This is a genomic window from Streptomyces roseirectus (assembly GCF_014489635.1).
GTDB classification, from domain to species: domain Bacteria; phylum Actinomycetota; class Actinomycetes; order Streptomycetales; family Streptomycetaceae; genus Streptomyces; species Streptomyces roseirectus.
Window position 1 is genome coordinate 5,081,665 of record NZ_CP060828.1, and the last position, 24,963, is coordinate 5,106,627.

35 protein-coding genes and 1 tRNA gene are annotated in these 24,963 nt (G+C 69.9%); 21 read left to right on the forward strand and 15 right to left on the reverse strand.

The features are described 5' to 3' along the window. Nucleotides 1–9: 9 nt before the first annotated feature. Nucleotides 10–795: an alpha/beta fold hydrolase gene (locus tag IAG44_RS21400; RefSeq protein ID WP_187748694.1), complete on the forward strand. Its 786-nt coding sequence runs from the start codon at nt 10–12 to the stop codon at nt 793–795. On the opposite strand, the gene IAG44_RS21405 is transcribed toward IAG44_RS21400, so the two are convergent. Both IAG44_RS21405 and IAG44_RS21410 read right to left on the reverse strand, forming a co-directional pair. Next, complete coding sequence (locus tag IAG44_RS21405) at nt 792–1,070, reverse strand: DUF397 domain-containing protein (RefSeq protein WP_187748695.1); 279 nt, start codon at nt 1,068–1,070, stop codon at nt 792–794. The two genes, IAG44_RS21400 and IAG44_RS21405, sit on opposite strands and share 4 nt — an antisense overlap. Continuing rightward, nucleotides 1,052–1,894: a helix-turn-helix domain-containing protein gene (locus IAG44_RS21410; protein ID WP_187748696.1), complete on the reverse strand. Its 843-nt coding sequence runs from the start codon at nt 1,892–1,894 to the stop codon at nt 1,052–1,054. Before IAG44_RS21410 ends, IAG44_RS21405 begins: the two co-directional genes overlap by 19 nt. Before the next feature lie 173 nt (nt 1,895–2,067). Here IAG44_RS21410 and IAG44_RS21415 point away from each other — a divergent pair, with 173 nt between their 5' ends. Then, on the forward strand, nt 2,068–2,481 hold the full coding sequence (locus tag IAG44_RS21415) for a hypothetical protein (RefSeq protein ID WP_187748697.1): 414 nt from the start codon (nt 2,068–2,070) through the stop codon (nt 2,479–2,481). Beyond that, nucleotides 2,478–2,651, forward strand: a complete 174-nt coding sequence (locus IAG44_RS21420) for a hypothetical protein (RefSeq protein WP_187748698.1) — start codon at nt 2,478–2,480, stop codon at nt 2,649–2,651. Before IAG44_RS21415 ends, IAG44_RS21420 begins: the two co-directional genes overlap by 4 nt. Nucleotides 2,652–2,706: 55 nt before the next feature. Here the strand turns inward: IAG44_RS21420 and IAG44_RS21425 are convergent, their stop codons facing one another. The 5 genes from IAG44_RS21425 to IAG44_RS21445 form a co-directional block, all read right to left on the reverse strand. Beyond that, complete coding sequence (locus IAG44_RS21425; RefSeq protein WP_187748699.1) at nt 2,707–3,627, reverse strand: RNA polymerase sigma factor SigF; 921 nt, start codon at nt 3,625–3,627, stop codon at nt 2,707–2,709. 285 nt (nt 3,628–3,912) lie between these two features. Further along, nucleotides 3,913–4,773: an RNA polymerase sigma factor SigF gene (locus IAG44_RS21430; RefSeq protein ID WP_187748700.1), complete on the reverse strand. Its 861-nt coding sequence runs from the start codon at nt 4,771–4,773 to the stop codon at nt 3,913–3,915. 192 nt (nt 4,774–4,965) lie between these two features. Beyond that, a complete protein-coding gene (locus IAG44_RS21435; RefSeq protein WP_187748701.1) occupies nt 4,966–5,142 on the reverse strand; it encodes a hypothetical protein in 177 nt (58 codons plus the stop codon). A gap of 346 nt (nt 5,143–5,488) precedes the next feature. Further along, entirely contained in the window at nt 5,489–6,100 is a 612-nt protein-coding gene (locus tag IAG44_RS21440; protein WP_187748702.1) for a GNAT family N-acetyltransferase, read from the reverse strand. Further along, nucleotides 6,081–6,857 carry a GntR family transcriptional regulator gene (locus tag IAG44_RS21445; RefSeq protein ID WP_187748703.1) on the reverse strand — a complete coding sequence of 259 codons (777 nt, stop codon included), beginning with the start codon at nt 6,855–6,857 and terminating at the stop codon, nt 6,081–6,083. The genes IAG44_RS21440 and IAG44_RS21445 overlap by 20 nt, the downstream gene beginning before the upstream one ends. A gap of 520 nt (nt 6,858–7,377) precedes the next feature. On the opposite strand from IAG44_RS21445, the gene IAG44_RS21450 reads away from it, so the two are divergent. The 16 genes from IAG44_RS21450 to IAG44_RS21525 all read left to right on the forward strand — a co-directional run bounded on the left by IAG44_RS21450 (nt 7,378) and on the right by IAG44_RS21525 (nt 19,169). Next, nucleotides 7,378–7,647 carry a DUF6284 family protein gene (locus IAG44_RS21450; RefSeq protein WP_187748704.1) on the forward strand — a complete coding sequence of 90 codons (270 nt, stop codon included), beginning with the start codon at nt 7,378–7,380 and terminating at the stop codon, nt 7,645–7,647. Then, nucleotides 7,644–8,099: a Pycsar system effector family protein gene (locus IAG44_RS21455; protein ID WP_187748705.1), complete on the forward strand. Its 456-nt coding sequence runs from the start codon at nt 7,644–7,646 to the stop codon at nt 8,097–8,099. The genes IAG44_RS21450 and IAG44_RS21455 overlap by 4 nt, the downstream gene beginning before the upstream one ends. Beyond that, on the forward strand, nt 8,096–9,229 hold the full coding sequence (locus IAG44_RS21460) for a hypothetical protein (RefSeq protein ID WP_187748706.1): 1,134 nt from the start codon (nt 8,096–8,098) through the stop codon (nt 9,227–9,229). The genes IAG44_RS21455 and IAG44_RS21460 overlap by 4 nt, the downstream gene beginning before the upstream one ends. Further along, nucleotides 9,226–9,636, forward strand: a complete 411-nt coding sequence (locus tag IAG44_RS21465; RefSeq protein ID WP_187748707.1) for an RRQRL motif-containing zinc-binding protein — start codon at nt 9,226–9,228, stop codon at nt 9,634–9,636. The genes IAG44_RS21460 and IAG44_RS21465 overlap by 4 nt, the downstream gene beginning before the upstream one ends. 3 nt (nt 9,637–9,639) lie before the next feature. Continuing rightward, on the forward strand, nt 9,640–9,948 hold the full coding sequence (locus IAG44_RS21470; RefSeq protein WP_187748708.1) for a hypothetical protein: 309 nt from the start codon (nt 9,640–9,642) through the stop codon (nt 9,946–9,948). After that, nucleotides 9,939–10,259, forward strand: coding sequence for a hypothetical protein (locus IAG44_RS21475; RefSeq protein WP_187748709.1), 321 nt, complete (start codon nt 9,939–9,941; stop codon nt 10,257–10,259). The genes IAG44_RS21470 and IAG44_RS21475 overlap by 10 nt, the downstream gene beginning before the upstream one ends. Nucleotides 10,260–10,389: 130 nt before the next feature. Beyond that, nucleotides 10,390–12,555, forward strand: a complete 2,166-nt coding sequence (locus IAG44_RS21480) for an FtsK/SpoIIIE domain-containing protein (protein ID WP_187748710.1) — start codon at nt 10,390–10,392, stop codon at nt 12,553–12,555. Nucleotides 12,556–12,759: 204 nt separating this feature from the next. Further along, a complete protein-coding gene (locus IAG44_RS21485) occupies nt 12,760–13,233 on the forward strand; it encodes a hypothetical protein (protein ID WP_187748711.1) in 474 nt (157 codons plus the stop codon). Nucleotides 13,234–13,246: 13 nt separating this feature from the next. Continuing rightward, a complete protein-coding gene (locus tag IAG44_RS21490; protein WP_187748712.1) occupies nt 13,247–13,537 on the forward strand; it encodes a hypothetical protein in 291 nt (96 codons plus the stop codon). Between the two features lie 87 nt (nt 13,538–13,624). After that, complete coding sequence (locus tag IAG44_RS21495; protein WP_187748713.1) at nt 13,625–14,365, forward strand: DNA cytosine methyltransferase; 741 nt, start codon at nt 13,625–13,627, stop codon at nt 14,363–14,365. Further along, entirely contained in the window at nt 14,362–14,991 is a 630-nt protein-coding gene (locus IAG44_RS21500) for a DNA cytosine methyltransferase (protein ID WP_187748714.1), read from the forward strand. Before IAG44_RS21495 ends, IAG44_RS21500 begins: the two co-directional genes overlap by 4 nt. Continuing rightward, nucleotides 14,988–15,887, forward strand: coding sequence for a bifunctional DNA primase/polymerase (locus tag IAG44_RS21505; protein ID WP_187748715.1), 900 nt, complete (start codon nt 14,988–14,990; stop codon nt 15,885–15,887). The genes IAG44_RS21500 and IAG44_RS21505 overlap by 4 nt, the downstream gene beginning before the upstream one ends. Next, entirely contained in the window at nt 15,884–16,303 is a 420-nt protein-coding gene (locus IAG44_RS21510) for a hypothetical protein (protein WP_246561956.1), read from the forward strand. The genes IAG44_RS21505 and IAG44_RS21510 overlap by 4 nt, the downstream gene beginning before the upstream one ends. Then, nucleotides 16,300–17,448, forward strand: a complete 1,149-nt coding sequence (locus IAG44_RS21515) for a DUF3631 domain-containing protein (RefSeq protein ID WP_187748716.1) — start codon at nt 16,300–16,302, stop codon at nt 17,446–17,448. The genes IAG44_RS21510 and IAG44_RS21515 overlap by 4 nt, the downstream gene beginning before the upstream one ends. 201 nt (nt 17,449–17,649) lie before the next feature. Next, nucleotides 17,650–17,871 carry an excisionase family DNA-binding protein gene (locus tag IAG44_RS21520; protein WP_187748717.1) on the forward strand — a complete coding sequence of 74 codons (222 nt, stop codon included), beginning with the start codon at nt 17,650–17,652 and terminating at the stop codon, nt 17,869–17,871. Between the two features lie 11 nt (nt 17,872–17,882). Next, nucleotides 17,883–19,169: a tyrosine-type recombinase/integrase gene (locus tag IAG44_RS21525; protein ID WP_187748718.1), complete on the forward strand. Its 1,287-nt coding sequence runs from the start codon at nt 17,883–17,885 to the stop codon at nt 19,167–19,169. A 66-nt stretch (nt 19,170–19,235) separates the two neighbouring features. On the opposite strand, the gene IAG44_RS21530 is transcribed toward IAG44_RS21525, so the two are convergent. From IAG44_RS21530 to IAG44_RS21545, 4 genes are all read right to left on the reverse strand, one after another. Then, nucleotides 19,236–19,320 (reverse strand) — tRNA-Ser (locus IAG44_RS21530). 44 nt (nt 19,321–19,364) lie between these two features. Beyond that, nucleotides 19,365–19,790: a tRNA adenosine(34) deaminase TadA gene (gene tadA, locus IAG44_RS21535; protein ID WP_187748719.1), complete on the reverse strand. Its 426-nt coding sequence runs from the start codon at nt 19,788–19,790 to the stop codon at nt 19,365–19,367. Between the two features lie 35 nt (nt 19,791–19,825). Next, nucleotides 19,826–20,332, reverse strand: a complete 507-nt coding sequence (locus tag IAG44_RS21540; protein ID WP_187748720.1) for a tRNA adenosine deaminase-associated protein — start codon at nt 20,330–20,332, stop codon at nt 19,826–19,828. Nucleotides 20,333–20,633: 301 nt separating this feature from the next. Beyond that, nucleotides 20,634–20,816, reverse strand: a complete 183-nt coding sequence (locus IAG44_RS21545; protein ID WP_187748721.1) for a hypothetical protein — start codon at nt 20,814–20,816, stop codon at nt 20,634–20,636. Between the two features lie 101 nt (nt 20,817–20,917). Here IAG44_RS21545 and upp point away from each other — a divergent pair, with 101 nt between their 5' ends. After that, entirely contained in the window at nt 20,918–21,553 is a 636-nt protein-coding gene (gene upp / locus IAG44_RS21550) for a uracil phosphoribosyltransferase (RefSeq protein ID WP_187748722.1), read from the forward strand. Nucleotides 21,554–21,640: 87 nt separating this feature from the next. Here the strand turns inward: upp and IAG44_RS21555 are convergent, their stop codons facing one another. Beyond that, the gene (locus IAG44_RS21555) at nt 21,641–22,261 is read right to left on the reverse strand and encodes a LytR C-terminal domain-containing protein (protein WP_187752806.1); all 621 of its coding nucleotides are present in this window, start codon (nt 22,259–22,261) and stop codon (nt 21,641–21,643) included. Between the two features lie 154 nt (nt 22,262–22,415). Next, nucleotides 22,416–22,712 carry a type II toxin-antitoxin system VapB family antitoxin gene (locus IAG44_RS21560; RefSeq protein ID WP_004943146.1) on the reverse strand — a complete coding sequence of 99 codons (297 nt, stop codon included), beginning with the start codon at nt 22,710–22,712 and terminating at the stop codon, nt 22,416–22,418. Between the two features lie 106 nt (nt 22,713–22,818). Between IAG44_RS21560 and IAG44_RS21565 the strand changes: the two genes are divergently transcribed. Next, complete coding sequence (locus tag IAG44_RS21565; RefSeq protein WP_187748723.1) at nt 22,819–24,339, forward strand: helicase HerA-like domain-containing protein; 1,521 nt, start codon at nt 22,819–22,821, stop codon at nt 24,337–24,339. Between the two features lie 42 nt (nt 24,340–24,381). Here IAG44_RS21565 and IAG44_RS21570 read toward each other — a convergent pair whose 3' ends face one another. Beyond that, complete coding sequence (locus IAG44_RS21570) at nt 24,382–24,528, reverse strand: hypothetical protein (RefSeq protein ID WP_187748724.1); 147 nt, start codon at nt 24,526–24,528, stop codon at nt 24,382–24,384. Nucleotides 24,529–24,599: 71 nt separating this feature from the next. Continuing rightward, nucleotides 24,600–24,914 carry a hypothetical protein gene (locus IAG44_RS21575; RefSeq protein WP_187748725.1) on the reverse strand — a complete coding sequence of 105 codons (315 nt, stop codon included), beginning with the start codon at nt 24,912–24,914 and terminating at the stop codon, nt 24,600–24,602. Nucleotides 24,915–24,963: the final 49 nt, after the last annotated feature.

Here is a 24,963-nt window from a genome sequence, read left to right on the forward strand (position 1 = left end):
CATCCCCGCATGCGGCAACTCGACGACGACCTCGGACACCTCGCCTACGACGTGACCGGCGACGGCCCGCCCCTGGTGCTCGTGCACGCCGGTGTGGCCGATCACCGGATGTGGGACGGGGTCACAGCGGCGCTCGCCGAGCGGTACACGGTCGTCAGGTACGACCTACGCGGCTTCGGGGAGTCCGAACCCCCGAGGGGCCCGTTCAGGGAGGCGGACGACCTCAGGCGGCTCCTGGACCACCTCGGACACGGACGCGTACGGCTCGCCGGCGCGTCCTGGGGCGCCCGGGTGGCGTTGGACTTCACGCTCGCGCACCCGTCCCGCGTGCACGCCCTGGCGATGCTCGCGGCCCCCTGGCCGGGGTTCGCGTGGTCCGAGGAGATGGTCGCGTACGACGAGGCGGAGACGACGGCGCTGGACGAGGGCGACGTGGACGGCGCGGTCGAGCTGAACCTCGACATGTGGCTGCGCGGCCCCGCGCGGACGTGGGACGAGGTCGAGGCGGGCCTCGCCGATCAACTCCGCGCGCCGATGCGGACGTTGCTCGCGCACCAGGGAATCGTGGGCCGGTATTCGCAGGGCCCCGGCGAGGGGGACCTCGCGGGGCTGGACGTGCGGACGCTGGTCGGCGTCGGGAAGCTGGACATCGCCGACTTCCAGGAGATCGCCCGCAGGTACGCGCAGCGGATCCCCGGCGCGGAGTTCGTGGAGTTCCCGACGGCGGCGCACCTCATCGCGATGGACGCGCCCGCCGAAGTCGCCGGGGTACTGGGGGAGTTCTTCGCGGGTTAGCGGTCGCCCTTGACGGAGTCGACGAAGGTGTTCCACGAGCCGGCGGTGAAGAGGAGGGCGCCGAGGGAGGGGTCCTTGCTGTCACGGACGGGGACGAGGGAGGGGAGGTTGGGGGCGAACTCAAGGCATTGGCCGCCGTCGGAGTTGCTGTAGCTGCTCTTACGCCAGTCGGCGGTGCCCAGCAGGTCGGCGGAGACTTCGAGGCACTCGCCGCCGGATGAGTTGCTGTAGCTGCTCCGGTGCCACGTGATGTTGCTCAGGTTGATGGCTCGCATGGCACGTCCTCCAGCATCCGCATGATGATCTGCCGCGACTCGACGGGGTTCTTGGCCAAGTCACGTACGGAATCATAGGCACGGTTCAGACCCCTAACCATGCTTGGTTCCTCGAACAGATCGCCGCGCACGTCGTTCTCCGTGTAGGCCACAGTTCTCCCGTCCGCGAGCTTGAGGAACATCATGTCGGTGTTGACCAGACCGTGCTGCCCAGAGCCGAACGGCAGTACCTGGATGGTGACGTTGGGGAGTTCCGACACCTCCAGCAGGTGCTCCAACTGCTCGCGCCACGCGGCCGGATCGCGCAGCGAATTCCGCAGCACCGCCTCGGAGAGGATCGTGCGGAAATCGGGCGCGCCCTCTCCCAACAACACCGCTTGTCGCCCGACGCGGGCGTCGATCTGCCGCTCCAGTTCCTCCCCCACGAAGCCACCCGCCGCGAGTGCTTCACGGGCGTAGCCCTCTGTCTGGAGCAGACCTGGCGGCCGGATGACGCCGTAGTGCCAGAGGGCGAGCGCCTGCGCCTCGTACTTCATGTACTGCTGATACTTCGGCCGGAACTGCGCCGCATCCGCAATCGCCAGCTCCCACAACGTCAAGATGAACGGCGTCGTCCCGTAGAACGTGTCCAGCCCCATCGCGACCTGCGCGCTACCGATCGTCGCCCCGCTCTCCAACCTGCTGAGCAGCGACTTGTCCCACCCCAACCGGTCCGCCAACTGCCTGAAATTCAGGCCCCGTGCCTCGCGCAACTCCTTGATCACCTGCCTGAACCGTTCCCGAGGTTCCTGACTCTTCCCCGTGACCGGCAGCCTCCGTGACATCCCGTCCCCTCCGTCCCGTCCCGATCGGTGCACGAACCCCAAAGTCGGTGCACCAACTTCGATTCGACCTGTACGGCGAACACCCCTGGGCCATCCTCGTCTTACCCAGGAATACGCAGAGTAGTACAACTGCCGCATTCCGTACAGATGTTGGGCGAAAGGACCGATAACCGATGGAACCGGGAACCCTCCTCTACGACCCCGCCACCGACAAGGTCGGCGAGTACCAGGACCACCTCGGCAAGTACGCCATGCTCCGCCCCGTCGGCGGCGGCACGGAGTGGTCCGCCGACCCCAAGACCCTCCGCCCCCCGACGGACAGCGAGCGCGTCCGCGCGGGCGTGAAGGCCGCGAACCGTCAGAGCCTCAACAACCCCACGAAGAACCCCCCGTTGGAGCCGGCCATCGACCTGAGCGTCGCCCCGCGCCCCTACCCCGACTGCCCCACCTGCGACGAACTCGCCACCCTCCGCAGGGCCGCCGCCAAGGAGCTGGACTACAGCGCCGCCAGCGACGCGAACGTCCTCCTGCGCCGCCACCACGCCGAGGCGCACACCAAGGCGCACACCGAGGCGCACGCCGAGTGACCTACCGCCCCCGACCCCACCAGATCACCCAGGTCCCCCCGAGCTACGTGACCCCACCCCCGAAGATCCCCCAACCCGCGCCCCTCACCCGCAGGTTCACCCTCTGCACGCTCCTCCTCACCGCCACGAGCGTCCTCAGCCTCGCCACCGCGATCGCCAGGACCCTGTAAAAACAGCAAGGCCGCCGAAGAACCCCTCGGCGGCCAACTGCCCTGCGGAGAAACGTCAGTCGGAGATGAGCCCGTCCCGCAGCTGGGCCAACGTCCGCGTGAGCAACCGCGACACGTGCATCTGCGAGATCCCGACCTCTTCCCCGATCTGCGACTGCGTCATGTTCGCGAAGAACCGAAGCATGATGATCCGCCGCTCCCGGGGCGGCAGCTTCGCGAGAAGCGGCTTAAGCGACTCCCGGTACTCGACCCCCTCGAGCGCCGTGTCCTCGTACCCCAGCCGATCCGCCAACGACCCTTCGCCACCGTCGTCCTCGGGAGCCGGCGAGTCCAGCGAGGACGCCGTGTACGCGTTCCCGACGGCGAGCCCGTCGACGACGTCCTCCTCCGACACCCCGAGAATCGCGGCGAGTTCGGGCACGGTCGGCGACCGGTCGAGCTTCTGGGACAGCTCGTCGCTGGCCTTCGTGAGCGCGAGCCGCAGCTCCTGAAGCCGCCGAGGCACCCGCACCGACCACGACGTGTCCCGGAAGAACCGCTTGATCTCCCCGACGACGGTCGGCATCGCGAACGTCGGGAATTCCACGCCCCGTTCGCAGTCGAACCGGTCGATCGCCTTGATCAGCCCGATCGTGCCGACCTGGACGATGTCCTCCATCGGCTCGTTGCGCGACCGGAAACGGGCCGCCGCGTACCGCACGAGCGGGAGGTTGAGTTCGATGAGCGTGTCACGGACGTACGCGCGCTCGGGGCTGTCCTCGTCGAGCGTGGCGAGCCGCAGGAACAGGGAGCGGGACAGGGTGCGGGTGTCGATCGCCTCCGTGGGGGCGGGAAGCGCCGGAGACGGCCCGGTGCTGAGGTCTGCCGGGACGTCGGCCGTGACGTCGTCGAGCGGGTCCGGCTCGGCGGGCACGGCGGGCGCGGACGCGCTCTTCGCGAGCGTGAGCACCTTCGAGCTGCCCTGGTCTGCGGACATGCCACCCCCTTTGGGTCGCGGGACGGTCGCGGCTGATGTTCCGGGCGGAACGCCAGCCTTCACCTGAATACCGGAGCCTGAGCCCCGGCAAACGCGCTTCCGGCAGAATGTCACATGTCGGCAACACGCTGTAGTGACATGTCGACATGTGACTAACGAAACACCCCTGCACAGACGGGGTCTGACGAGGTCTCAGCCCGAATCGGCCCCAAAAGCGCCGTAGAACCGATTCGCCCACGACGGTGACATATCGATCGTGCTTACGATTCCCCGAACCCGGGAGCGCTATGCCTCGATCCGGTTCGCCGACCGCAGCCGCTGGAAGGACCGCGCCAGCAGCCGCGACACGTGCATCTGGGAGACCCCCAGCTCCGCGCTGATCTGCGACTGCGTCAAGTTGCTGTAGTAACGCAGCAACAGGATCCGCTGCTCCCGCTCGGGCAGCTGCACGAGCAGGTGGCGGACCAGATCCCGGTGCTCGACGCCGTCCAGCGCGGGATCCTCGTACCCGATCCGGTCCAGCAGCCCCGGCAGCCCGTCGCCCTCCTGCGCGGCCTCCAGCGACGTCGCGTGGTACGACCGCCCGGCCTCGATGCAGGACAGCACCTCGTCCTCGCTGATCCGCAGCCGCTCGGCGATCTCGGCGGTCGTGGGCGTCCGCCCGAACGCCGTCGTCAGATCCTCCGTCGCCCCGTTCACCTGCACCCACAGCTCGTGCAGCCGGCGCGGCACGTGCACCGTCCGCACGTTGTCCCGGAAGTACCGCTTGATCTCCCCGACGACCGTCGGCATCGCGAACGTCGGGAACTGCACGCCCCGGTCGGGGTCGAACCGGTCGATCGCGTTGATCAGCCCGATCGTCCCGACCTGGACGACGTCCTCCATCGGCTCGTTGCGGGAGCGGAACCGCGCGGCGGCGTAGCGCACGAGCGGCAGGTTCGCCTCGATGAGCGCCGTACGCACCCGGCGGTGCTCCGGCGTACCCGGCATGAGGTTCTTGAGCTGCCCGAAGAGGACGGTAGTCAGAGCCCGGGTATCGGCACCCCGCCGCTGCTTCTCCGAAGGCTCCGGAGGCTCCGAGGGCTCCGGAACCGTTTCCTCAGCTTCTTGGGGTGGCGCAGTACTGGCCGACACGGTCAACGCCACCTCTTCATCCGCCGTTCATCCGTCAAAAGCGGTCATAGCATCACAAGACATCACCACTGTGTGCAAGCACCGCATAACGCCGTGTTGAGGGGCGAATGGGGGAGTTGAGGCTCAGAACTCGTAGCGGGGTGCTCGGCGTACCGCTTCAGCGCCGCTGCGTCCTCGTCGGACGCTCCTACGGGCGAGGGGCGGCTACTTGGCGCCGTCGGCGAGCCACGTGAAGAAGTCCCCGACCGCCTTCGCCGCGTTGGATATGCCCTCGAACCCTAGCTGTACGTAGTCCGCCGCCTTGGCCGGGTCCGTGATGATCACGTACAGCACGAACACGACGAGCACGTAGACGGCGATCTTCTTGGCGTGCACCGCCACCGCGCCTCCCCTGCGACTTGAGCCCCCTTGGTTGCCGGGCGAGTGTAGCTTTCACACCGGTCGGATCATCGTATTGAGTGGGTGTGAGTTACAAACTCGAAGGGCCCCGCCGTATCGGCGAGGCCCCTCATTCGAGCGGTAGCGGAGGGATTTGAACCCTCGGTGACTTGCGCCACACTCGCTTTCGAGGTCTGTTCGTGCTAGTCAGCCCATGATCCGAGGCCGTTCAGCCCCGTTCATTCCCGTACTCCCGCGCGGTGCGCGGACCGCTGTGAACGACTCCGGACGGGGATGAATGAGACGGAAACTGAGACGGAGACGGGTGCGCTGACCTGCGCGTTAGACCTCACGGGTAGGTGTCTCCGATCCGTCCGGCCACACCCTCGCGCCACCTGTAGTCAGGGTGCACAGTCAAGAGGTCGTCGGGCATGGAGACCTCCCCGGCCGGACGCTGGGCAAGCCACCCCGAGAGCCTGTGGGACGGCGCTTCGGTGCGGACGTGCTTGAAGCCCAACCGCTGGTAGTAGGCGTGCAGCCCGGTGTTGGTGCGCCACGTATCTATGCGCACCCAGGTGCGCCCCTCCAGTTCGGCTAGCCGGGACACCCAGTCAATGACCCGGACCCCGAGATGCCGTCCGGAAGCGGCGCGCGAAACGATCAGCTTGTAAAGGTAGAGCGCCGTTTCGGGGCGGTCGTCGTCAGTCCAGAAGTCCCGGTCGACCGGACCGCGACTCACGGTCGCGAGCGCCTGCCCCTGGTCGTCGACGACGACCCATGCGCGTCCCTCGTCAATGCTCTTGTGCCACTTGGTGATCGCTCGCTCTCCCGTCTCGGGGTCGCTCCACTGGTCGGTGTCCTTGCCGCGCAACCACGCTTCCGCCTCTGTGCGCAGAGCCATCAGGGCGGGAACGTCTTCCGCCGCCGCCGGCCGAAGGTACTCAGTCCGTGCTGACTTCATAGAGGATCTTGTGCCTGTCTCCGGGGAGGATGGTGACCATGCAGCGGAGAGGGCGCCCGTCCGCGTCATAGCCCGTTCTGGTGTGCTCTGCGATCGGTGTTGCCGCTGGTAGAGCAAGTAGTTCCGCCTCTTGCCGGTTGGGCATACGGACTGAGATTTCGTCTCGGTACTTGGCCTGTACGAGCCCGACCGACGCGAGTATGCCGCCGGGTGCCGAGACGTCGCGGGGCTCCATCAGGGGAGTTCCCGTGACAAGTTCCTGAGGGAAGTATGAGTCGGCCAGAGCGTACGGCCGGTTGTCCACGTAACGGATGCGCTTCCGGGCGACCGCCAAGCCGTTCTCCGGCAGCGCGAGGCACTCGCGTACGTGGGGCGGGGGTTCCACGATGGACACGGTGATGTCCTGTCGGGGTGTCTTCCCTTCCTCGGCGACGGCGCTCGCCCACTGGTCGCCGGCCGTTTGGCCCTCAACCGCGTTGGAGTGGCGGCTTCGGCTTTCGAGGGTCGTCCAGTTCCACACCACAGGCGGGTAGTCCTCGCGGACGTACTTCCCTTGCCCCTGCCCCGTGACGACTAGCCCTTCCTCGATCAGAAGCCGGACACCGGCCCGGATCGTCTCGCGGCTGTAGCCGTACTGGCTCATCATCTTCGACTCGCTGGGGAGCACCTCACCGCCCCCCAGTTCCCCGGAGAGGATCTGTTCGCGCAGGTCGTAGGCCACTTCCTGGGACTTCGTCATGCCGCGTCGCATGGGCATCGCATCTCTCCTTCTCCAACTCCTCCGTACAAGTTAGACCAGGGGGCTTGACTCTCAAAGCCAACGTCGGGCAATCTCATGTCACGGCACTCCTCCAGACAAGTCGGAGGTGGTGTCACGTACGGTTCGCCCGTACGTGTGGTACATCCTCAGTCGCTTTCGGGTGGCTGAGGTGCACGGCAAGGGGCCCGGGACAGAGCGGGCCGAGGGCGCCCCCGACCCTGGGCATTCGGGAGGGCTTAGACCGAAAGGTCACGTCTCCATACGCCTACAACGAGGTCATGCCGCGCTACCTGATACGGGCGCAGCACCCTCGAAGGAGACAGAGCAACACCTCATCTCGCCGCCGCGTTCGCGGCGGCCGGTTGCCTCCCTCGCCCGTCCGGCCCGCGCTTCGGCGCGCTGGCCGTACGGGCGGGGTCGAGGGGAGCCGGACATTCCGACTTCAACGGCGAGCGGCTCCCGGGATGCACCCCGGGAGCCGCGACAGGCCGTTTCCTGCGTGAGAGGAACCAACCCAATGAAACCCATCGTGACCGTTGCGGACGCCGTTACGGCGTTCGCGGACTGGATCGAGCCGACCGCCGCCGAACTGGAGGCGATCGAGCGGGAGATGCCCGTCATCCTCGCGGACGTCGACCTGTTGGACGCGGAGATCATGACCCTGGACCGCACGCCCACCGAGCTGGACGTGCGGCGTATCCGCCGGGCCCGGCGCCGGGCGCTGGCCGCTCGGGTCGCGCTGGTGAACAGCACCGCCGGTACGACGCTGCCGGGTGGTGCGGCATGAGCGACAACACGCTGAAGGCTGTTGAGGCCGCGCACGCCGAGGTCAAGGCGGAGATCGCGCGGACGGACACCAAGACGGGGCTGTTGCTGGCGTTCGTCGGCGCGGTCCTGGCGGGTGTGTGGACGGTCGCCAAGGACATGCCGATGACCGTCCCCGCCTACGTGGTCGGAGGACTCGGCGTCGCGGCGCTGGTCGCATCGGCGGGGCTGCTACTGCGGTCGGTGCGCCCGAACATCAAGGGCCGTCACGGGTTCCCGCTGTGGGCCACGATGACCGGTCAGGAGATCACGACCGCGCTCGCCGCGCGGGACATGGCGGCGGACGTCGCGGGGTTGTCGCGGCTGGCGGTCGTGAAGTTCACGTGCCTGCGCCGCGCGGTCGACCTCACGTTCCTCGGGTGCGTGCTGCTGGTCGTGGCGGGGGTTCTCGCCGGGGTCGGGGGTGCGCGGTGAGGGCCCGTACCGAGTTGCCGGCCGTCGGCATGACGGCCGTGTCGATGGTGCTGACCCTCGCCGTGGTGGTGATGTGGCTGGGTGCAGCGATGCCGTGGCCGGTCGCCCTGGTCGTCGGCGTCGGTATCGACGGCGGTTGGCTGGCGACCCTCGCCTACGAACGCCGTCTCGCCGCGCAGGGAGACCACAACCGGACCGTGACCGCCGTCGGATGGGGGTTCGGTGTGCTGGCGACCGGGGTTCTTGTCGCCCACGCCCTGACCGCCGAATCGAGGGTCGGTGCGTGGCTGGCGGTCGCGTGGCTGCCGGTCGCGGCCAAGGCCATGTGGGTCGTGCACGGACTGTGGGAGCGCACCGCGCTCACCCCGGCCGCGCTCGATCAGATCCGCTCGATTAGGCAGACGGCCCGCGACGGCGCGGCCGTCGACCGCGCCCGACTGCGGGCCGAAGCGGGCACGGAGATCACCCGGCTCGACGCCGTCACGGCGGCCGGCGCGGACATCGCCCGCGTTCAGGAGCGGACCGCGCGGAAGCTGTCGCGGTCGTGGTCGAAGCTGGAAGCGGCCCGCAGTCGACAGGACACCGGCAGGGCGCTGCACAGCGTCGCGTCGACCGGTGCGGCGTCCTGGGAGCTGCCGGTGTGGGGTCCGGTCGAGTCGATTCCCGCGCCCGGCGCGAATGCGGAGGAATCTACCGGGACCGTGAGGAAACGGTCTATGGCTGACCTGCGGGAATCGACCCCCGGCCCGTCGCCGGTATCGGTAGTGCTGACGCGCCTTCCGGTGCCCGATCCCGTCGCGGTCGACCTCGGGAAGTCGACCCCTCAGCTCAAACCGATCGCCCCCGCCCCGATCGATCTGTCCCCGGCGCCGTCGTCGGTGGTGCGGGCGGTCGCGGCGGAGTCGAGTCGGCCCCGGCGGGCGACCGGCCGTGTCCCCGAATCCGCCCGATCGCCGCGTGCGAAGCGCACGGCCGATGAGTTGCTCGCCGAAGCACGGGCCCTGACGGCCGGCTGGCCGGACGCGCAGATCACCGCTGAGGGCATCCGCCGGGAACTGCACACTTCCCCGGTGAACGCGCGGCTGCTGCGGGACACGATCCTCGCCGACCGCGCCGCCGGCGCCGCGTGAACCGGCGGTTGACGCTCGCCGACTGCTTCGACCCGTCCGGCGAGCGCTTCGGCATCCCCACCTTTCCCTGGCGCATGGCCCCCGACGGCTACGCCACCCGCCGTCAGCTCCGCGTGCGCGGACTGCGCCCCGGCGGACAGTGCGTCGCAGGTCAGATCCTGCGCCCGCGCCGCCGACGCGAACCGCTTACCGCGTACCTGTACCGGGTCGACCTCGCCCGCCCGGTGCGGCCGATGACCCCGGCGAGGTGGGCGGCGCTCGCCAAGGCGAACACGGCCCGCCGCACCTGCCCCGACTGCGGGCGTGACGCCGGATACGTCATCCCGCCCACCCTCGGGGCCTGCGTGCCCTGCGCCTTCCCCACCACCCCCGACACCTTCAACTCCCATTCCCTGAGGGGGACTTGAGTCATGGGCAAGCCCGACACGAAGCAGGTTGACCGTGAGATCCGTGAGGCGATCCGCAAACTGGAAGCGGTCCGCAACGGTGAGATGTGGCCGCTGACCCGTGAGGAACGCCGTACCGTCGTCACCTCCCTGATCGGTGGCTCGTACCGGGTCCTGCGCGGACGGAGCACCGACCGGGCGGAACAGCGCCTGGAGTCCGTGTCCAGCGCGGCGGAGATGCGTCTTCAGGGCGAGATCACCGCGTTGCAGATCGAGCGCCGCCGCATCATCACCGAGCACGCGCAGAACAAGAAGAAGTCGTCGTGGTGGTAGCCGACCCCGCCCCCGCCGGGCGGTGCGGTGCCGCGCACCCCGAGGACCCCACCGCGTGTGTGGGGCTGGTCGCGGTGAGGGTGTCCGACGCGACCGGGGTGGGTGTCGAGGGGTGCGAGCATCACGCCGCCCGGATGCTGGCCTCCCTCGATGGCGCCCGCGTCACCCCGCTCCCCGACGGGCCCGAGGGTGCGGCCGTCCGCGTCTTCACCGCCGCCGACCGCACACGCCCGTTCTGCTGGGTCGACGGCCCGCGCACCGGCCCGGCTCAGCTCAGCCGTGCCGAGAACCGCGAACGGGACGGGCACTGACCCCGTCCCGCAGCTCGCGCCCGCGCCCCGCCCGTGCCATGTCCGGGCGGGGTCGCCGGGCTGCTTCCTTCCCCTGTCTTCCCGTGCCCCTCCGGGCCTGGTTCCGGGGGGAGTTGAGGAGTTCCTCCGCATGTCCGAGAACGTCGTACGACTCGTCAAAGACACCACCCCGCCCGCCCCGGCCGACACCGCCGCCGTCGACAACGGCGCCGATGCCGGGCCGACGGTCCTCACCCTCGTACCCCCCGCCGCCGAACCGGCCCCGGCCGTCGTGCCGCTGTGGGTCCGCTCCGGCCGCGCCCTGAAGACCGCCGCGACGCATGAGCGGACGCGGACCGCCGCCCGGGTCGTCGCCCGCCACGGCCTCTACGTCGCGGGCGGGGCGCGGATCGTGACCCGGCGGGCGTGGGACGGACGTACCGCCGCCCGCTACGAACGCATGCTCCGCGCGGCGGAAGCGGCGGGGAACTACGAGGTAGCGGCGGAGTGGGAGGAGCGCGGTCAGCGTTTCCGCGATGCCCGCCACCGCCGCCGCATGGACCTGCTGCACTCCCCCCTCGACGCCGCGAAGGGCCTCGCCGTCGGCACCGGCACGGGCATCGGCTCGCTGGTCGCGCTCGGGGTCGTCCTCGCCGTCGCCACCAAGGACCCCTGGGACGTCGTCACCCCGCTCATGGCCGTGGTCGAGTTCATCCGCCTGATGATCACCATCGTGTCCGTGGTGTGGGGGCCGCTGGTCACCCTCGCCCCGTTCCTCGCGCTGCTCGCGCTGTGGTCGGTCGGCGCCCGCCAGCAAGCCGCCCCCGCGTGGGCACTTCCCGCGAACGCCCGCAACGGCGGGGGTGAGCCGATCACCCCCTCGATCGTGGTCAAGGCGCTGCGGGATCTCGGGGTTCCCGCCCTGCGTAACGCCATCAAGGAGATGGGTGACGCCGGCGCGTCCATGCTCGGACCGATCCGCATCGCTGGATGCGGGGTCGAGGTCGACGTTACCCTCCCCTCGGGGGTGTCGACGAACGAGGTGCAGTCCCGCCGGCGCAAGCTCGCCGAGAACCTCACCCGGCATGAGCACGAGGTGTTCATCACGATCCCGGAAGCCGCCCGCACCGTCCGGCTGTGGGTGGCCGACTCCGGCGCGCTGGATGAGCCGATCGGGCCGTCGCCGCTGGTCACTGACGAGACGCTGACCGCCGACTACGTCAAAGGCAAGGCGCCGTGGGGTCAGGATCTGCGCGGGGACGCCGCCGCCCTGTCGCTGTATCAGCGCCACCTGTTGGTGACCGGTCTGTCGAACCAGGGCAAGACGGCCGCGCTGCGGGCCCTCGCGCTGTGGGCGTGCCTTGACCGCACGGTCGAGTTCCGCATCGCCGACCTCAAGGGCGCCGGCGACTGGGGCATGTTCGACGGCCTCGCCACCGTGCTCATCCAGGGGCCGACCGATGAGGACGTGATCAAGGCGACCGAGATGGTCGAGGGTCTGGTCGACGAGATGAACCGTCGCATCGGCATCCGCCAGACCGACCCCCGTGCCGTGTTCCCGCCGCTTATCGGCATCGTTGACGAGGCGCAGGTGGCGTTCATGTGCCCGGCCGTCGACGACGACAAGAAGCCCTACGGCGGTGCCAAGGCCACCTCCCGGTACTTCATGGCCGTCCGCAAGGTCCACAACCAGGGCCGTGTGGTCGACGTCCTGATGTGGGAGGGTACGCAGGACCCCACGGACCAGAACCTTCCCAAGCTGGTCCGCGAGGGCGCCCACACCCGTGCCGCCCTCGCTCTGGGCACGGAGTCGCAGGCCGTCATGGCGCTCGGGGAGAAAGCCGTCAACGGCGGCGCCGCCCCCCACCTCCTCCGGCAGGGGCTGGACAAGGGGACGCTGGTGGTCGCGTCCGACGGGATCGACATTCCCAAGGGCCAGTCGTCCATCACGGTGCGCACGCACTTCGTCGACGACGACGGCGCCAAGGCCGTCACCGACCGGGCCAAGGCTCTGCGCTCCGGCGTCACCACCCTGCGCGCGATCGACCAGGGCGAGGAACGTGACGCGCTCGCCGACGTCGCCGACGTCCTCGGTGACGCGCCCCGGCTGCGGACCAACGAGGTCCTCAAGCGGCTGCACGCCCTGGACCCGAAGGTCTACGGCGACCAGTGGACCAACGACCGGCTCAAGAGCCTGTTGGAGGAGCACGGCGAGGAGCCGAAGAAGTCGCACGGGGTCATGGTCGTCCACCGCGATCACGTCCTCCGGGCGCTCGCCAACCGCGACGGCGAGGGTTCCGCTTCCGCTGCCGGGTAGCGGGGAGGCAAGCCGGTCCGGCCCGGGGAGGCGGGGAGAACTCCCCAACCCCCTCCCCGGACCGCCTCCCCCGCGTTGATCAGCGAAAACACCGTTTCGGGGAGGCGGGGAGGCGCCCCAGCTCAGGCCCTCGAAAACCCCTCCACAGCGTCCCCGGCAGGGGGTGTCTCCGCCTCCCCGACCGACCACCGGAAAGGATTCCGCATGTACTCCGAACACCCGGACGACCGGCCCGCCGTCCCGGCCCCGGTCGACGTCCACCGGCCCATGCCCCTCACCCCCGCCGCACCGTATCCGGCGCCCCTGGTCCCGGTGCAGCCGCACGGTGTCCCGACCGTCACCAGCGTCGTGCTGCCGGACGGGCGCGTCGTCACCGGCTACAGCGTCAGCCCCGTGCAGCCCGAACCGGTCGCCGCGAAACCGGCCGTCTCGCGGGCGGCCGTGAATATCGCCCTCGGGGGCGCCGGGTTCCTCGCGGTCTGCGGGGGCTTGTTCGTCCTCACCGCGTTCATCACCGCGCTCACCGCGCTCATCACCCAGCTCATCACCCTCGCCGCCGTCATCTTCGGCGGCTGGATCGCCATTCAGGCCTTCAGCGGCCACAGCGGCAAGACGCCCGCCGGGACGACGGTCAACATTCGCAAAGCCATCTTCAAGCGCAACCACTTCCACGGCTAGGAGACCCCCGCACATGCTCCGCCTCCGCATCAAGGTCGTCTGTGCGACCCACCGCGCACTGGCCCTCACCGACACACCCCGCCCCCACTGTCCGCACTGCGAGGGCGAGGGCGGTCACCACCACGACTACGGCGACCACAACGGCGAGTACGCCGGTACCGAATGGATTCCCTGCGACTGCTGGGACCCCAACCGGTGCACGGTCCTGCTGCCCCTCCCGCGCCGCCCCCGATGGCTGCGCCGCCGCCACAACGCCCGCGACCCGTGGGCCCCCGGCGGCTACAGCGACGAACCCCCCTTCTAGCAACGCCAAGAGCGGCCCCCAGCTCGCCAAAGTCACGGGGCCGCTCTTGCCAGACCAGCACCATCAAGGGAACTGGAGACCCCCAGCATGACCCAACCGACCCCCTTCCGGCGAGTAGGCCCCCGGCCGCTGCTGCTGGATCTCTTCTCGTGCGCGGGCGGCGCCGCGATGGGCTACCACCGCGCCGGATTCGACGTCCACGGCGTCGACATCGCCGACCGCCCCAACTACCCCTTCCCCCAGCACCGGGGCGACGCGTTGGCCCACCTCGCCGACCTCATCGCGTCCGGCGCCATCGAGCGGTACGCGTTCGTCCACGCCTCCCCGCCGTGCCAGCACGGATGCGCCCTCACCGTCGGCACCAACACCGCACGCGGCTGGGGACGTTCCCACGTCGACCTGGTCGCCCCCACCCGTGCCCTGTTGGACGCGACCGGACTGCCGTACGTGATCGAGCAACCGAACGGCCGCGCGAAGATCCGCAAGGACCTCACCCTGTGCGGGGAGATGTTCGGGCTCGGGGTGATCCGGCACCGCAACTTCGAGTTGGGCGGCGGGTGGACGGTCGTGCAGCCGGCGCACGTCCCGCATCGGGGTCGGGTGCGTGGGTGGAGGCACGGCGAGTACTTCGACGGCCCGTACGTCGCCGCGTACGGCAACGGCGGCGGCAAACCGTCCGTCCCGGAGTTGCAGACGGCCATGGGCATCACATGGACCGACGTCCGCGAGGAACTCACAGAAGCGATCCCGCCCGCCTACACCGAGCACATCGGCCGCGCCGCCCTCGCGCACCCGACCGTGTCCGGCACGACGGGGGTGGCCGCGTGAACGCGCATGTGCTGCCGCTACGGAAGCCGAACGGGCTGCGGGTGCTGGATCTGTGCTGCGGCGCCGGGGGCCTGTCCATGGGCTACTGGCTGGCGGGGTTCGACGTCGTGGGCGTCGACAACCGGCCTCAGCCGAACTACCCCTTCACCTTCCACCAGGCCGACGCGCTCACGTTCCCGCTGGACGGGTTCGACCTGGTCCACGCGTCGTGGCCGTGCCAGCACTTCGCCCGTGTCACCGGGTGGCGCGGAAGCCGTGCGGACCACCCCGACCTCCTGACCCCCGGCCGTGAACGGCTGGAGGCGTCGGGACTGCCGTGGGTCATGGAGAACGTCCCGGAAGCACCGCTGAGGCGGGACTACCTGCTGTGCGGGACCCAGTTCGGGCTGAACGTCCGCCGGCACCGGGGGTTCGAGACGTCGTGGGGCGGCGGCGGGGACCTGGTCGCCCCGTGCTGGCACCGCAAGGGACTGCTGGCATTCGAGCACAAGGGCGAACGCGCGTATGCCGACGCCATGGGTTGCACCTGGATGACCAGCATCGAAGCCCGTCAGGCCGTACCCCCCGCCTACACCCACTGGATCGCCACCCAGTTCCTCGCCCTGGAAGGGAGGGCGGCAGCATGAGCAAGGATCTGTTGCACGCGGCGCTGGACGCGGCGGGCCGTGGCTGGCACGTCTTCCCCCTGCGCCCCGACACCAAGCGCCCCGCCCTGCACGGCGAGGCAGCGTGCCCCCGCACCGGCCCCTGCACCACCGGCCACCTGAAGTGGGAACAGCGCGCCACCACCGACCCCGCCCGCATCCACGCCGCGTGGCAGCGCGCCCCGTTCAACGTCGGCATCGCGTGCGGCCCCTCCGGGCTCCTGGTCGTCGACCTGGACATGCCCAAGACCCAAGAGCACAAGGGCAGTCAGGACGCGCCTTGCGGCGCGGCGACCTTCGAGGCGCTCTGCGAGCGCGCCGGGCACGCCGTCCCCGACACCTACCGGGTGCGGACCGCGACCGGCGGACAGCACCTGTACTTCACCGCCCCCGCCGGGGTCCGCCTCGCCAACACGGCGGGAACCATCGGGGAGTTGATCGACACCCGGGCGTGGGGCGGCTACGTCGTCGCCGCCGGATCCACCACCCCCGCCGGGACCTACGAAGCCGTGAGCGGCTCTGTGGCGGCCCCGTTGCCCGAATGGCTGCAAACCATCCTGAAACCCCACCCCAAGCCGTCTGCGGGCCCGCTGAGGCTTCCCGTGGTCGACGGGAGCCGCGCGGCCCTGTCCGCCCTCGAAGCCGAATGCGCCGCCGTGGCCACCGCGCCGGACAAGCAGCGCAACACGACACTCAACCGGTGCGCCTTCAAGGTGGGGCGCTTCGTCGCGTGGGGCGACATCCCCCGGCACGTGGTGGAAGCGGCCTTCCAAGGGGCGGGGGAAGCGCGGGGACTCACCGCCGCCGAGTGCCGCGCCACGATCCGCAGCGCCCTGGACAGCTCCATCCGCAAGGCCCGCCCCCGGGAGGCGGCATGAACACCCCCCGAACCCTCCCCTTGGAAGGCCAACCGCCCCCGAACGGAGGGCACGACGCCGAACCAGCCGCGCTCCCGGCGGTCGTGGGCGGACCGAAGGACGTCGCCCGCAAGGGCGTCCCTTCAGCTCTTGTCCCTGACCCGCGCCCGCACACCGACAGCATCACGGACCCGACGCCGGAACGGCCCGGTATCCGCATCTGCGCCCCGCCGGTCTACCGCTACCACTACGACGGCGCCCGCTGGTCCAAGCGCTACGCCACCACCCCCACCGCCGCCTGCGCGTGCGCCTGCGGACACACCCGCACCGCCACCGGCCAACGCGCCGTCACCGCCCTGGTCACCGAGTACGGCCGGCACAAGACCACCTGCACCGGCACCCCCACCGCACAACCCGACAGGAGGGCCGCCGCATGACACCGACGCCCATCGACGGCGCCGCACTGCTGAACGAGGTCGAAGCGTTCCACCGCCGCTTCAACGTCTTCCCCACCGAAGCCGCCTACGTCGCCGTCGCCCTGTGGGACGCGCACGCGCACCTGCTGGACTGCTTCGACTCCACCCCGCGCCTCGCGTTCCTCTCCCCGGAACCCGGATCGGGCAAGTCCCGCGCGCTGGAAGTCGTCGAGACCCTGGTCCCCGCGCCGATGACGGCGGTCAACGCGTCCGCCGCCGCCCTGTTCCGCTCCGTCGCCAACCCCAACGGACGCCCCACGATCCTCTTCGACGAGATCGACACCGTCTTCGGCCCGAAGGCCGGGGACAACGAGGAACTGCGCGGGTTCCTGAACGCCGGTCACCGCCGTACCGGGGTCACCTACCGGTGCATCGGAGACGGCGGCAACCAGACCGTTCAGGCGTTCCCCTCGTACTGCGCGGTCGCGGTCGCCGGACTCGGCAACCTCCCCGACACGATCATGACCCGGTCCGTCATCATCCGGATGCGCCGCCGGGCACGCAACGAGAACGTCGAATCCTTCCGGGCCCGCATCCACGAAGCCGAGGGCCACAAGCTCCGCGACCGCCTCGCCCAGTGGGCCGAAGCCATCCGGGGGTTCGTCATGGGTGCCTGGCCCGAGATGCCCGACGGGGTCACCGACCGGCCGGCGGACGTGTGGGAATCACTCCTTGCCATCGCCGACGCGGCCGGCGGGGACTGGCCCGAGCGCGCCCGCGCCGCGTGCGTGACGCTGGTGACCGCGTCCAAGGCCAACGACAAGGGCAGTCTCGGGGTCCGTCTCCTGACTGACCTGCGCGACCACGTCCTCACCGGCATCGACCGCCTCCCCACCGTGGCGATCCTCGACCGCCTCAACTCCCTCGACGACGCGCCGTGGGCCGACCTGCAAGGCAAACCGCTGGACAGCCGGCGCCTGTCGAAGATGCTCGCGGAGTACATGACCGGCGACAACGAGCCCATCGCCTCCCGCAACATCAAGACCGCCGGGAGCGTCCTCAAGGGCTACTACGCCACCGACCTGTGGGACGCGTGGCAGCGCTACTGCCCCCCTCCCCGGGAAAGTCCGCTACCGCCGCTACCCGGCACCGAAAACATGGCCTGACCAGCGACAACGCGGTAGCGGCATCCCGCGTTCGGGGCCGCTACCGCCCCGCTACCCGTCCGCTACCGCTACCCCTTCCCGCTACCCCGAACAGGCCCCTGACCTGCGCGGTAGCACCGGTAGCGGAAGTAGCGCCCCTCAGAAGGGGGCCGACAGTGCCCCCGCGCCCTGATCCCCACCCGTGAGACCAAGGAGCGCCGCATGGAAACGGCCCGCCTCGCCGAAGCCGTCGATCCCACCCTCGTACTGCTGACCGTCGAAGAGGCCGCCCGCCGACTCCGCATCGGCCGAACCCTCTGCTTCCGGCTCATCCGCACCGGAGAGCTGGAGTCCATCACCGTCGGCCACCTCCGCAGGGTCCCCGCCGACGCCCCCGCCGAATACGTCGCCCGCCGCCGTAGCAACGTCCGTACCGCCGCTTGAGGAGCACACGCGTGACCGAACCGAACGACAAGACGAAGCGCACCCGCCAACCCAACGGCGAGTCATCCATCTACCTGGGCAGCGACGGCAAATGGCACGGCCGCGTGACCGTCGGCATCCGCGACGACGGCAAGCCGGACCGCCGCCACATCGAGCGCAAGACCCGCCCCGAGGTCGTGAAGGCCGTCCGCGCCATGGAGAAGCAGCGCGACGCCCAGACCCTGGCCAAGCCGGGTAAGCCCTGGACGGTCAAGACGTGGCTGACTCACTGGATCGACACCATCGCGCCCCTCGCGGTGAACGAGAACACGATGGTCGGCTACGGCGTCGCCGTCCGGAAGCACCTGATTCCGGCACTCGGTGCGCACCGGCTGGACAAACTTCAGCCCGAGCACATCGAGCGCTTTTACGGGAAGATGCAGGCCAACGGCCGCAAGGCCGGAACGATTCACCAGATCCACCGCACCTTCCGCACCGCGCTGAACGAGGCGGTACGGCGCGGCCACCTCGGACGGAACCCCGTCCAGTTGGCCAAGGCGCCCAGTGTCCGCGAGGAAGAGGTGGAGCCGTACACCGTCGAAGAGGTACAGCGGCTCTTGGCCACCGCCGACCGGCGCCGGAACGCTGCCCGTTGGGCCGTCGCGCTCGCGCTCGGTCTGCGGCAGGGGGAAGCGCTGGGCCTCAAGTGGACGGACGTCGACTTGGAGCGGGGTGTCCTGATGGTCCGCCGGAGTCGTCGCCGCCCGCGCTACGCCCACGGGTGCGGCGACCCCTGCGGCAGGAAAGCCGGGTACTGCCCCCAACGTCAGCGCACGAACCCCGAGACGGCCGACACGAAGTCCCGCGCGGGGCGGCGCGCGGTCGGCTTGCCCGCACAGCTTGTTGATCTGCTCCGAGTCCACCGGACCAAGCAGGACGCCGAACGCGCGGCTGCCGGCGACCAGTGGACGGACGAAGGATGGCTGTTCGCCACCCCGACCGGTCGGGGCACGTCGCCCCGTACGGACTACGACGACTGGAAGGAGCTGCTTGACGCCGCGAAGGTGCGGGACGGCCGTCTGCATGATGCTCGTCACACCGCCGCCACGGTGCTGCTGATCCTCGGCGTCTCCGAACGCGCCGTCATGGGACTGATGGGCTGGTCGACTACGGCCATGGCCGCGCGGTACCAACACATGGTGGACAGCGTCCGGCACGAGGTGGCCAAGCAGGTCGACGGACTCATCTGGAAGCCGACCGGAGACAAGCCGGACGACGGTGACGATGGCGCCGCCGGGGTGCCCGTACCGGCCAACTGAGACGGAAACTGAGACGGAACGCGATGAGGGGTTGGCTCCAATTGGAGCCAACCCCTCATTCACCTGCGGTAGCGGAGGGATTTGAACCCTCGGTGACTTGCGCCACACTCGCTTTCGAGGCGAGCTCCTTCGGCCGCTCGGACACGCTACCGAGAGAGACCTTACAACATTCCGTTGGACGGTTGGTAATCGATCTCAGCGCTGACGAAAGAAGCTGGTCAGAAGCCCGGCACAGTCCTCGGCCAGCACCTCCCCGATCACCTCGGGACGATGGTTCAGCCGCCGGTCGCGGACGACGTCCCAGACCGAACCCGCCGCCCCCGCCTTCTCGTCCCGCGCGCCGTAGACCACCCGGTCCACCCGCGCCTGCACCAACGCCCCCGCGCACATCACACACGGCTCCAGCGTGACGACGAGCGTGCAGTCGACGAGCCGCCACGCCCCCAGCGCCGACGCCGCCCGGCGCAGCGCCAGCACCTCCGCGTGCGCGGTCGGATCCCCGCCCGCCTCACGCTCGTTGTGCGCCGCCGCCAGCACGGTCGTGCCGTCCGGCGCGAGGACGACGGCCCCGACGGGGACGTCCGCGCCGGCCCGCCCCGCCTCGGCGAGGGCGAGCCGCATCGCGGGACGCCAGGGGTCGCGTACGGGGTCGGGGGTCAGCGGACGGCTTCCAGGATCTCCGTCGCGCCGAGGGCGCCCGCGATCTCGCCCAGGGCGTCGCTGTCGAAGGACTTCAGCTCCTTCTCCGAGACGCCGAGGTCGTCCAGGAGTCGGGCGTCGCCCAGGGGGCCGTGCGGGACGGCTTCGGCGGCCGGGTCGTCGTCCTCGTCCTCCTCGCCGTCCTCGGTGCCGTCCAGGTCGAGGGCGTCCAGGTCGTCGGCGGGGTCCTTGGCGAGCAGGTCGGCGAGCAGCAGCTCGCCGTACGAGGTGCGGGCGGCCACCGCGGCGTCCGAGACGTACACGCGGGGGTCGTCCTCACCGTCCACACGGACGACGCCGAACCAGGCGTCCTCCTGCTCGATGAGGACGAGGACCGTGTCGTCGTCCACGGACGACTCGCGGGCCAGGTCGGCCAGATCGGCGAGGGTTTCCACATCGTCGAGCTCTGAGTCGCTCGCTTCCCACCCGTCTTCGGTGCGCGCGAGCAGTGCGGCGAAGTACACCGTGACTCTCCCAGATGGTCAAAGGTGTGCCGGTTGGGGGTCCCCCCGGCGGAGGTCTTCGGGTGGGTCAAGAGCGCTGGCGCCGAGCCCCACCCACTCGGAATCGTGGCAGAAACAAGGGCCCAAGGGGACGTCTTCGGCTCCCTGTGTCCGGCATTTTGATCGCGGATTCCCGCAACCGACCAGCGCACTCGCTTCTGCCACCTGCGGATCGTACGCGGCTTTGCCATCGGCCAACGCACGGGCGGGGCTTGAGGCCGGTGAGGGGCCGGTGATCTTTACCTCAAGCCGGCCCGACGGGTCACCAGCGGAACGTCCGCATGCGCATCGCGTGCCTCAGCCGGGCCGCCTTCGCCCGGCGGGGCTGGACCCGGTCGCGCAGCTCCCGCGCCTCCGCCAGCTCGCGCAGGAACCGGGCGCGGCGCCGACGCCGGTCGGCCGCACTCTCGGTGCCCTCTTCGTCGCTTTCCGGGTTTTCCGGCACAGTTCACACCACCGCGGTTCAAGTCGGTCATCCTCACTGTGCCCCTGTTCGGGGTTCCGACGCCAGAGCGGGCGGGGTGTGGCCCCGGTTAATCTGGACGTATGCGTCTCCACGTCGTCGACCACCCCCTGGTCGCTCACAAGCTCACCACGCTGCGCGACCAGCGCACGGACTCCGCGACCTTCCGCCGCCTCGCCGACGAACTGGTCACCCTCCTCGCCTACGAGGCGACCCGCGACGTACGCACCGAGCAGGTCGACATCACGACCCCGGTCACCGAGACGACCGGCGTCAAGCTGTCGCACCCCCGCCCCCTCGTCGTCCCGATCCTGCGCGCGGGCCTCGGCATGCTCGACGGCATGGTCCGCCTCCTGCCCACCGCCGAGGTCGGCTTTCTCGGCATGATCCGCAACGAACAGACCCTGGAGGCGTCCACCTACGCCACCCGCATGCCGGAAGACCTCTCCGGCCGCCAGGTCTACGTCCTCGACCCGATGCTGGCCACGGGCGGCACCCTGGTCGCGGCGATCCGCGAACTGATCAAGCGGGGTGCGGACGACGTAACGGCGGTAGTCCTCCTCGCGGCCCCCGAGGGCGTCGAGATCATGGAACGCGAACTCGCGGGCACCCCGGTGACGGTCGTGACGGCAGCGGTAGACGACCACCTGAACGAACAGGGCTACATCGTGCCGGGGCTGGGCGACGCCGGGGACCGCTTGTACGGCGCGGCGGAGTAAGGGTTCGCTTTGTAATGCCGGGGGGGCTGGTTGCTTTTTTAGGGGCGCGGGGAACTGCGCGACCAGCCCCCGACTACCCGCACCCGCTCAACAACCCTTCTTGGCAACCGGGTTGGCGGCCTTAGGCGCACTCAACGCGGTAAGCGCCTTGGCGGCGTCAGCCGGCGTGGCCAACCCCTTGAACGCGTTGCCGATGACGAAGTCCACGGACGCGTCCTTGCGGGCCGCGTCCATCTTCCGTTCGGCGCCGGGCAGTTGGACACCGACGACGGACAGCGATGTACCGGACGCGGTGGGCAGGCCCACCAACACCCCGGCGCCGGGGACCTTCTTGTCGAACTGGGCCGGGGCGTTCCCTACCTGCCCGACCTTGAACCCGCGCTTCTTCAACTCATCCGCGGTGCTCTTGGCGAGCCCGCTGCGCGTGGTCGCGTTGAAGACGTTGACGGTGATCTGCGCGGGCTTGGGCAGAACGACGGCCGCCGTACTGGGCACCGCCTGCTTCGACTTCGGCGCGCACCCTCCGGAGGACGCCGCCGACGCCGTCCCGCCCCCGCCCGTGAAGACGTCGACGAGCTGCAAGGTCCCCCACCCGGCGACCCCGAGAACGGCTCCGCACGCGACGACGACCACAACGAGCCGCCCACGCCGCCGGGATGGCCGCATGCGCGGGTACTTGTCGCCTGTGATGCGGTACTTGCCGCCCATGCCGGGGGGAGTCAGCATGCTCATGAGCGCAGCGTAGTGCGCCGACGCGCCCGTGACTAATAAACGATCATCCGACACCGCACGGTCACACGGATTGCACCCGAAAGGGTCAACACGGCTACCCGGAGCCCGGCGTCAGAGCCCGCGCCGGGATCTAGTCGAGTTCGAGCACGCGCGCGTGCAGCACCTGCCGCTGTTGCAGCGCCGCCCGCACCGCCCGGTGCAGCCCGTCCTCCAGATACAGATCGCCCTGCCACTTCACGACGTGCGCGAAGAGGTCCCCGTAGAACGTCGAGTCCTCGGCGAGCAGAGTCTCCAGATCGAGCTGCTGCTTCGTGGTCACGAGCTGATCGAGGCGGACCGGGCGCGGCGCGACGTCCGCCCACTGCCGGGTGCTCTCCCGGCCGTGGTCGGGGTACGGCCGGCCGTTTCCGATGCGCTTGAAGATCACACGGAAAGCCTACCGGCCCAGACCTTCCGGGCGCAGCCACGGCGGCGGAGTGCGACGCTGCAAATAACGTCAGGTACCCAGGCAAACCGGGAACGAGGGGCAGTCGATGAGCACGAGCGGACCGACCCCGGACGCGGTCACGGAGATCGCGGCCGGTTACGCCTTCACGGGCCCCGCCCTCGACCTCGGCGCACTCCTGTGGGACGGCGCCGCCCACCCCGAGGCGGCCGTCCGCATCCCCCTGCCCGTGCTCAACCGGCACGGACTCGTCGCGGGCGCCACCGGCACCGGCAAGACGAAGACGCTCCAGCTGATCGCCGAGCAGCTGTCGGCGCAGGGCGTCCCCGTCTTCCTCGCGGACGTGAAGGGCGACCTCTCGGGCATTTCGGCGCCGGGCGAGGCGGGGGAGAAAGTACAGGCCAGGGCCGCCGAAGTAGGCCAGAAATGGACCCCGTCCGGCTTCCCCGCGGACTTCTACGCCCTCGGCGGCATCGGCCACGGCATCCCCGTCCGCGCGACGGTCACCAGCTTCGGCCCCGTCCTGCTCGCCAAGGTGCTCCAGCTGAACCCCACCCAGGAGCAGTCCCTCGGCCTGATCTTCCACTACGCCGACACCAAGGGCCTCGAACTCCTCGACCTCAAGGACCTCCGCGCGGTCGTCGCCTTCCTCACCTCGGACGAGGGCAAGACGGAACTCACGAACATCGGCGGCCTCTCGACGGCGACGGCGGGCGTGATCCTGCGGTCCCTGACGGCCTTCGAGGCACAGGGCATGTCCGACTTCTTCGGCGAACCCGAATTCGACACCGCGGACTTCCTGCGGACGGCCCCCGACGGCCGGGGCATCGTCTCCGTCCTCGAACTCCCGGCGGTCCAGGACAAACCCCAGCTCTTCTCCACCTTCCTCATGTGGCTGCTGGCCGACCTCTTCCACGACCTCCCCGAGATCGGCGACGCCGACAAACCCCGCCTCGTCTTCTTCTTCGACGAGGCGCACCTCCTCTTCAACGGCGCCTCGAAGGCGTTCCTCGACTCCATCACCCAGACCGTCCGCCTCATCCGCTCCAAGGGCGTCGGCGTCTTCTTCGTCACCCAGACCCCGAAAGACGTCCCCGCCGACGTCCTCGCCCAGCTCGGCAACCGCGTCCAGCACGCGCTGCGCGCCTTCACGCCGGACGACCAGAAAGCGCTCAAGGCGACCGTCAAGACGTTCCCGAATTCCGCGTACGACCTTGAGGAACTGCTGACCTCGCTGGGAACGGGGGAGGCGGTCGTCACCGTCCTCAGCGAGAAGGGGGCGCCGACGCCGGTCGCGGCGACGCGGCTGCGGGCGCCGGAGTCGTTGATGGGGCCGGTCGAGGCGGGGGTTTTGGAGCGGGCGGTGGCGGGGTCGGTGCTGTACGGACGTTATGCACAGGCTGTGGACAGGGAGTCGGCGTACGAGAAGCTGGAGCAGAGGCCGGCTTCTGGGGCTGCGGTTGAGCCTCAGCGGAAGAAAGAGGCGCCGTCGATGGTCGAGCAGGTGATGGGCAGCGGGATGTTCAAATCCCTGGCGCGGTCGATCGGGACGCAATTGGGCCGGGAAATCACGCGGTCGCTTTTCGGGACGGCTCGGCGGCGGCGCTGAAATGGGGGTGGGCCGGATTTATTGGCCCACCCCCATTTCTGTTCAGCGGCTCTGCTCAGTCGGCGACTGGGCCCGCTTCTCGTTCTCCGGACGCTTCTCCCGGATCACCGACTCCGTCGCTTCCGGCGCCGTCCGCCGGGCCTCCGCGCGCAGCAAAGCACGCAGTACCGCATAAGGGTCTGTGGGCATGACTTTGTTTCCTCGCTCTGCGTGAAAGATGGGGTGTTTCGGGGATTTCGGGACTTTCCGAAACGCCGTCATCAGCACCGCAGAACCACACATCGCACGGCGGAGAGCGCGGGGGGAACGCGGGTCTCCGGGAACCTCTCCTGAACCTGCTCCGGAACTCCCGCCGGGACCTCCGGCAGCGCAGCGGGCCGCAACACCGTCACGGCACGCTCGACCGGCGCCGCCGACGGCCGCAGGCCGCTGTCGACGACGTCGTACTCCACACTCTCGACGGCCATCGCCACGCACGGCACCGTGCAGGCTTCCCCCGGCACCAGCAACGCGAGCACCACGGCCAACGCCCGCAGCCAGGTCCGGCCGCGCGAAAGAAGTCGTGTACTACTCACACAACGGGGATGCCCATGGCGCGCGGGGGAGGAGTCATGAGGGCGGCGA

What these genes read in the sequence shown, in the direction of transcription:
- IAG44_RS21400 (WP_187748694.1), top strand. Translation starts at nt 10, where the DNA reads ATGCGGCAACTCGACGACGACCTCGGACACCTCGCCTACGACGTGACC.
- IAG44_RS21405 (WP_187748695.1), bottom strand. Translation starts at nt 1,070, where the DNA reads ATGCGAGCCATCAACCTGAGCAACATCACGTGGCACCGGAGCAGCTAC.
- IAG44_RS21410 (WP_187748696.1), bottom strand. Translation starts at nt 1,894, where the DNA reads ATGTCACGGAGGCTGCCGGTCACGGGGAAGAGTCAGGAACCTCGGGAA.
- IAG44_RS21415 (WP_187748697.1), top strand. Translation starts at nt 2,068, where the DNA reads ATGGAACCGGGAACCCTCCTCTACGACCCCGCCACCGACAAGGTCGGC.
- IAG44_RS21425 (WP_187748699.1), bottom strand. Translation starts at nt 3,627, where the DNA reads ATGTCCGCAGACCAGGGCAGCTCGAAGGTGCTCACGCTCGCGAAGAGC.
- IAG44_RS21440 (WP_187748702.1), bottom strand. Translation starts at nt 6,100, where the DNA reads ATGAAGTCAGCACGGACTGAGTACCTTCGGCCGGCGGCGGCGGAAGAC.
- IAG44_RS21445 (WP_187748703.1), bottom strand. Translation starts at nt 6,857, where the DNA reads ATGCCCATGCGACGCGGCATGACGAAGTCCCAGGAAGTGGCCTACGAC.
- IAG44_RS21450 (WP_187748704.1), top strand. Translation starts at nt 7,378, where the DNA reads ATGAAACCCATCGTGACCGTTGCGGACGCCGTTACGGCGTTCGCGGAC.
- IAG44_RS21455 (WP_187748705.1), top strand. Translation starts at nt 7,644, where the DNA reads ATGAGCGACAACACGCTGAAGGCTGTTGAGGCCGCGCACGCCGAGGTC.
- IAG44_RS21470 (WP_187748708.1), top strand. Translation starts at nt 9,640, where the DNA reads ATGGGCAAGCCCGACACGAAGCAGGTTGACCGTGAGATCCGTGAGGCG.
- IAG44_RS21480 (WP_187748710.1), top strand. Translation starts at nt 10,390, where the DNA reads ATGTCCGAGAACGTCGTACGACTCGTCAAAGACACCACCCCGCCCGCC.
- IAG44_RS21485 (WP_187748711.1), top strand. Translation starts at nt 12,760, where the DNA reads ATGTACTCCGAACACCCGGACGACCGGCCCGCCGTCCCGGCCCCGGTC.
- IAG44_RS21490 (WP_187748712.1), top strand. Translation starts at nt 13,247, where the DNA reads ATGCTCCGCCTCCGCATCAAGGTCGTCTGTGCGACCCACCGCGCACTG.
- IAG44_RS21495 (WP_187748713.1), top strand. Translation starts at nt 13,625, where the DNA reads ATGACCCAACCGACCCCCTTCCGGCGAGTAGGCCCCCGGCCGCTGCTG.
- IAG44_RS21505 (WP_187748715.1), top strand. Translation starts at nt 14,988, where the DNA reads ATGAGCAAGGATCTGTTGCACGCGGCGCTGGACGCGGCGGGCCGTGGC.
- IAG44_RS21510 (WP_246561956.1), top strand. Translation starts at nt 15,884, where the DNA reads ATGAACACCCCCCGAACCCTCCCCTTGGAAGGCCAACCGCCCCCGAAC.
- IAG44_RS21515 (WP_187748716.1), top strand. Translation starts at nt 16,300, where the DNA reads ATGACACCGACGCCCATCGACGGCGCCGCACTGCTGAACGAGGTCGAA.
- IAG44_RS21520 (WP_187748717.1), top strand. Translation starts at nt 17,650, where the DNA reads ATGGAAACGGCCCGCCTCGCCGAAGCCGTCGATCCCACCCTCGTACTG.
- tadA (WP_187748719.1), bottom strand. Translation starts at nt 19,790, where the DNA reads ATGCGGCTCGCCCTCGCCGAGGCGGGGCGGGCCGGCGCGGACGTCCCC.
- upp (WP_187748722.1), top strand. Translation starts at nt 20,918, where the DNA reads ATGCGTCTCCACGTCGTCGACCACCCCCTGGTCGCTCACAAGCTCACC.
- IAG44_RS21555 (WP_187752806.1), bottom strand. Translation starts at nt 22,261, where the DNA reads ATGGGCGGCAAGTACCGCATCACAGGCGACAAGTACCCGCGCATGCGG.
- IAG44_RS21565 (WP_187748723.1), top strand. Translation starts at nt 22,819, where the DNA reads ATGAGCACGAGCGGACCGACCCCGGACGCGGTCACGGAGATCGCGGCC.
- IAG44_RS21570 (WP_187748724.1), bottom strand. Translation starts at nt 24,528, where the DNA reads ATGCCCACAGACCCTTATGCGGTACTGCGTGCTTTGCTGCGCGCGGAG.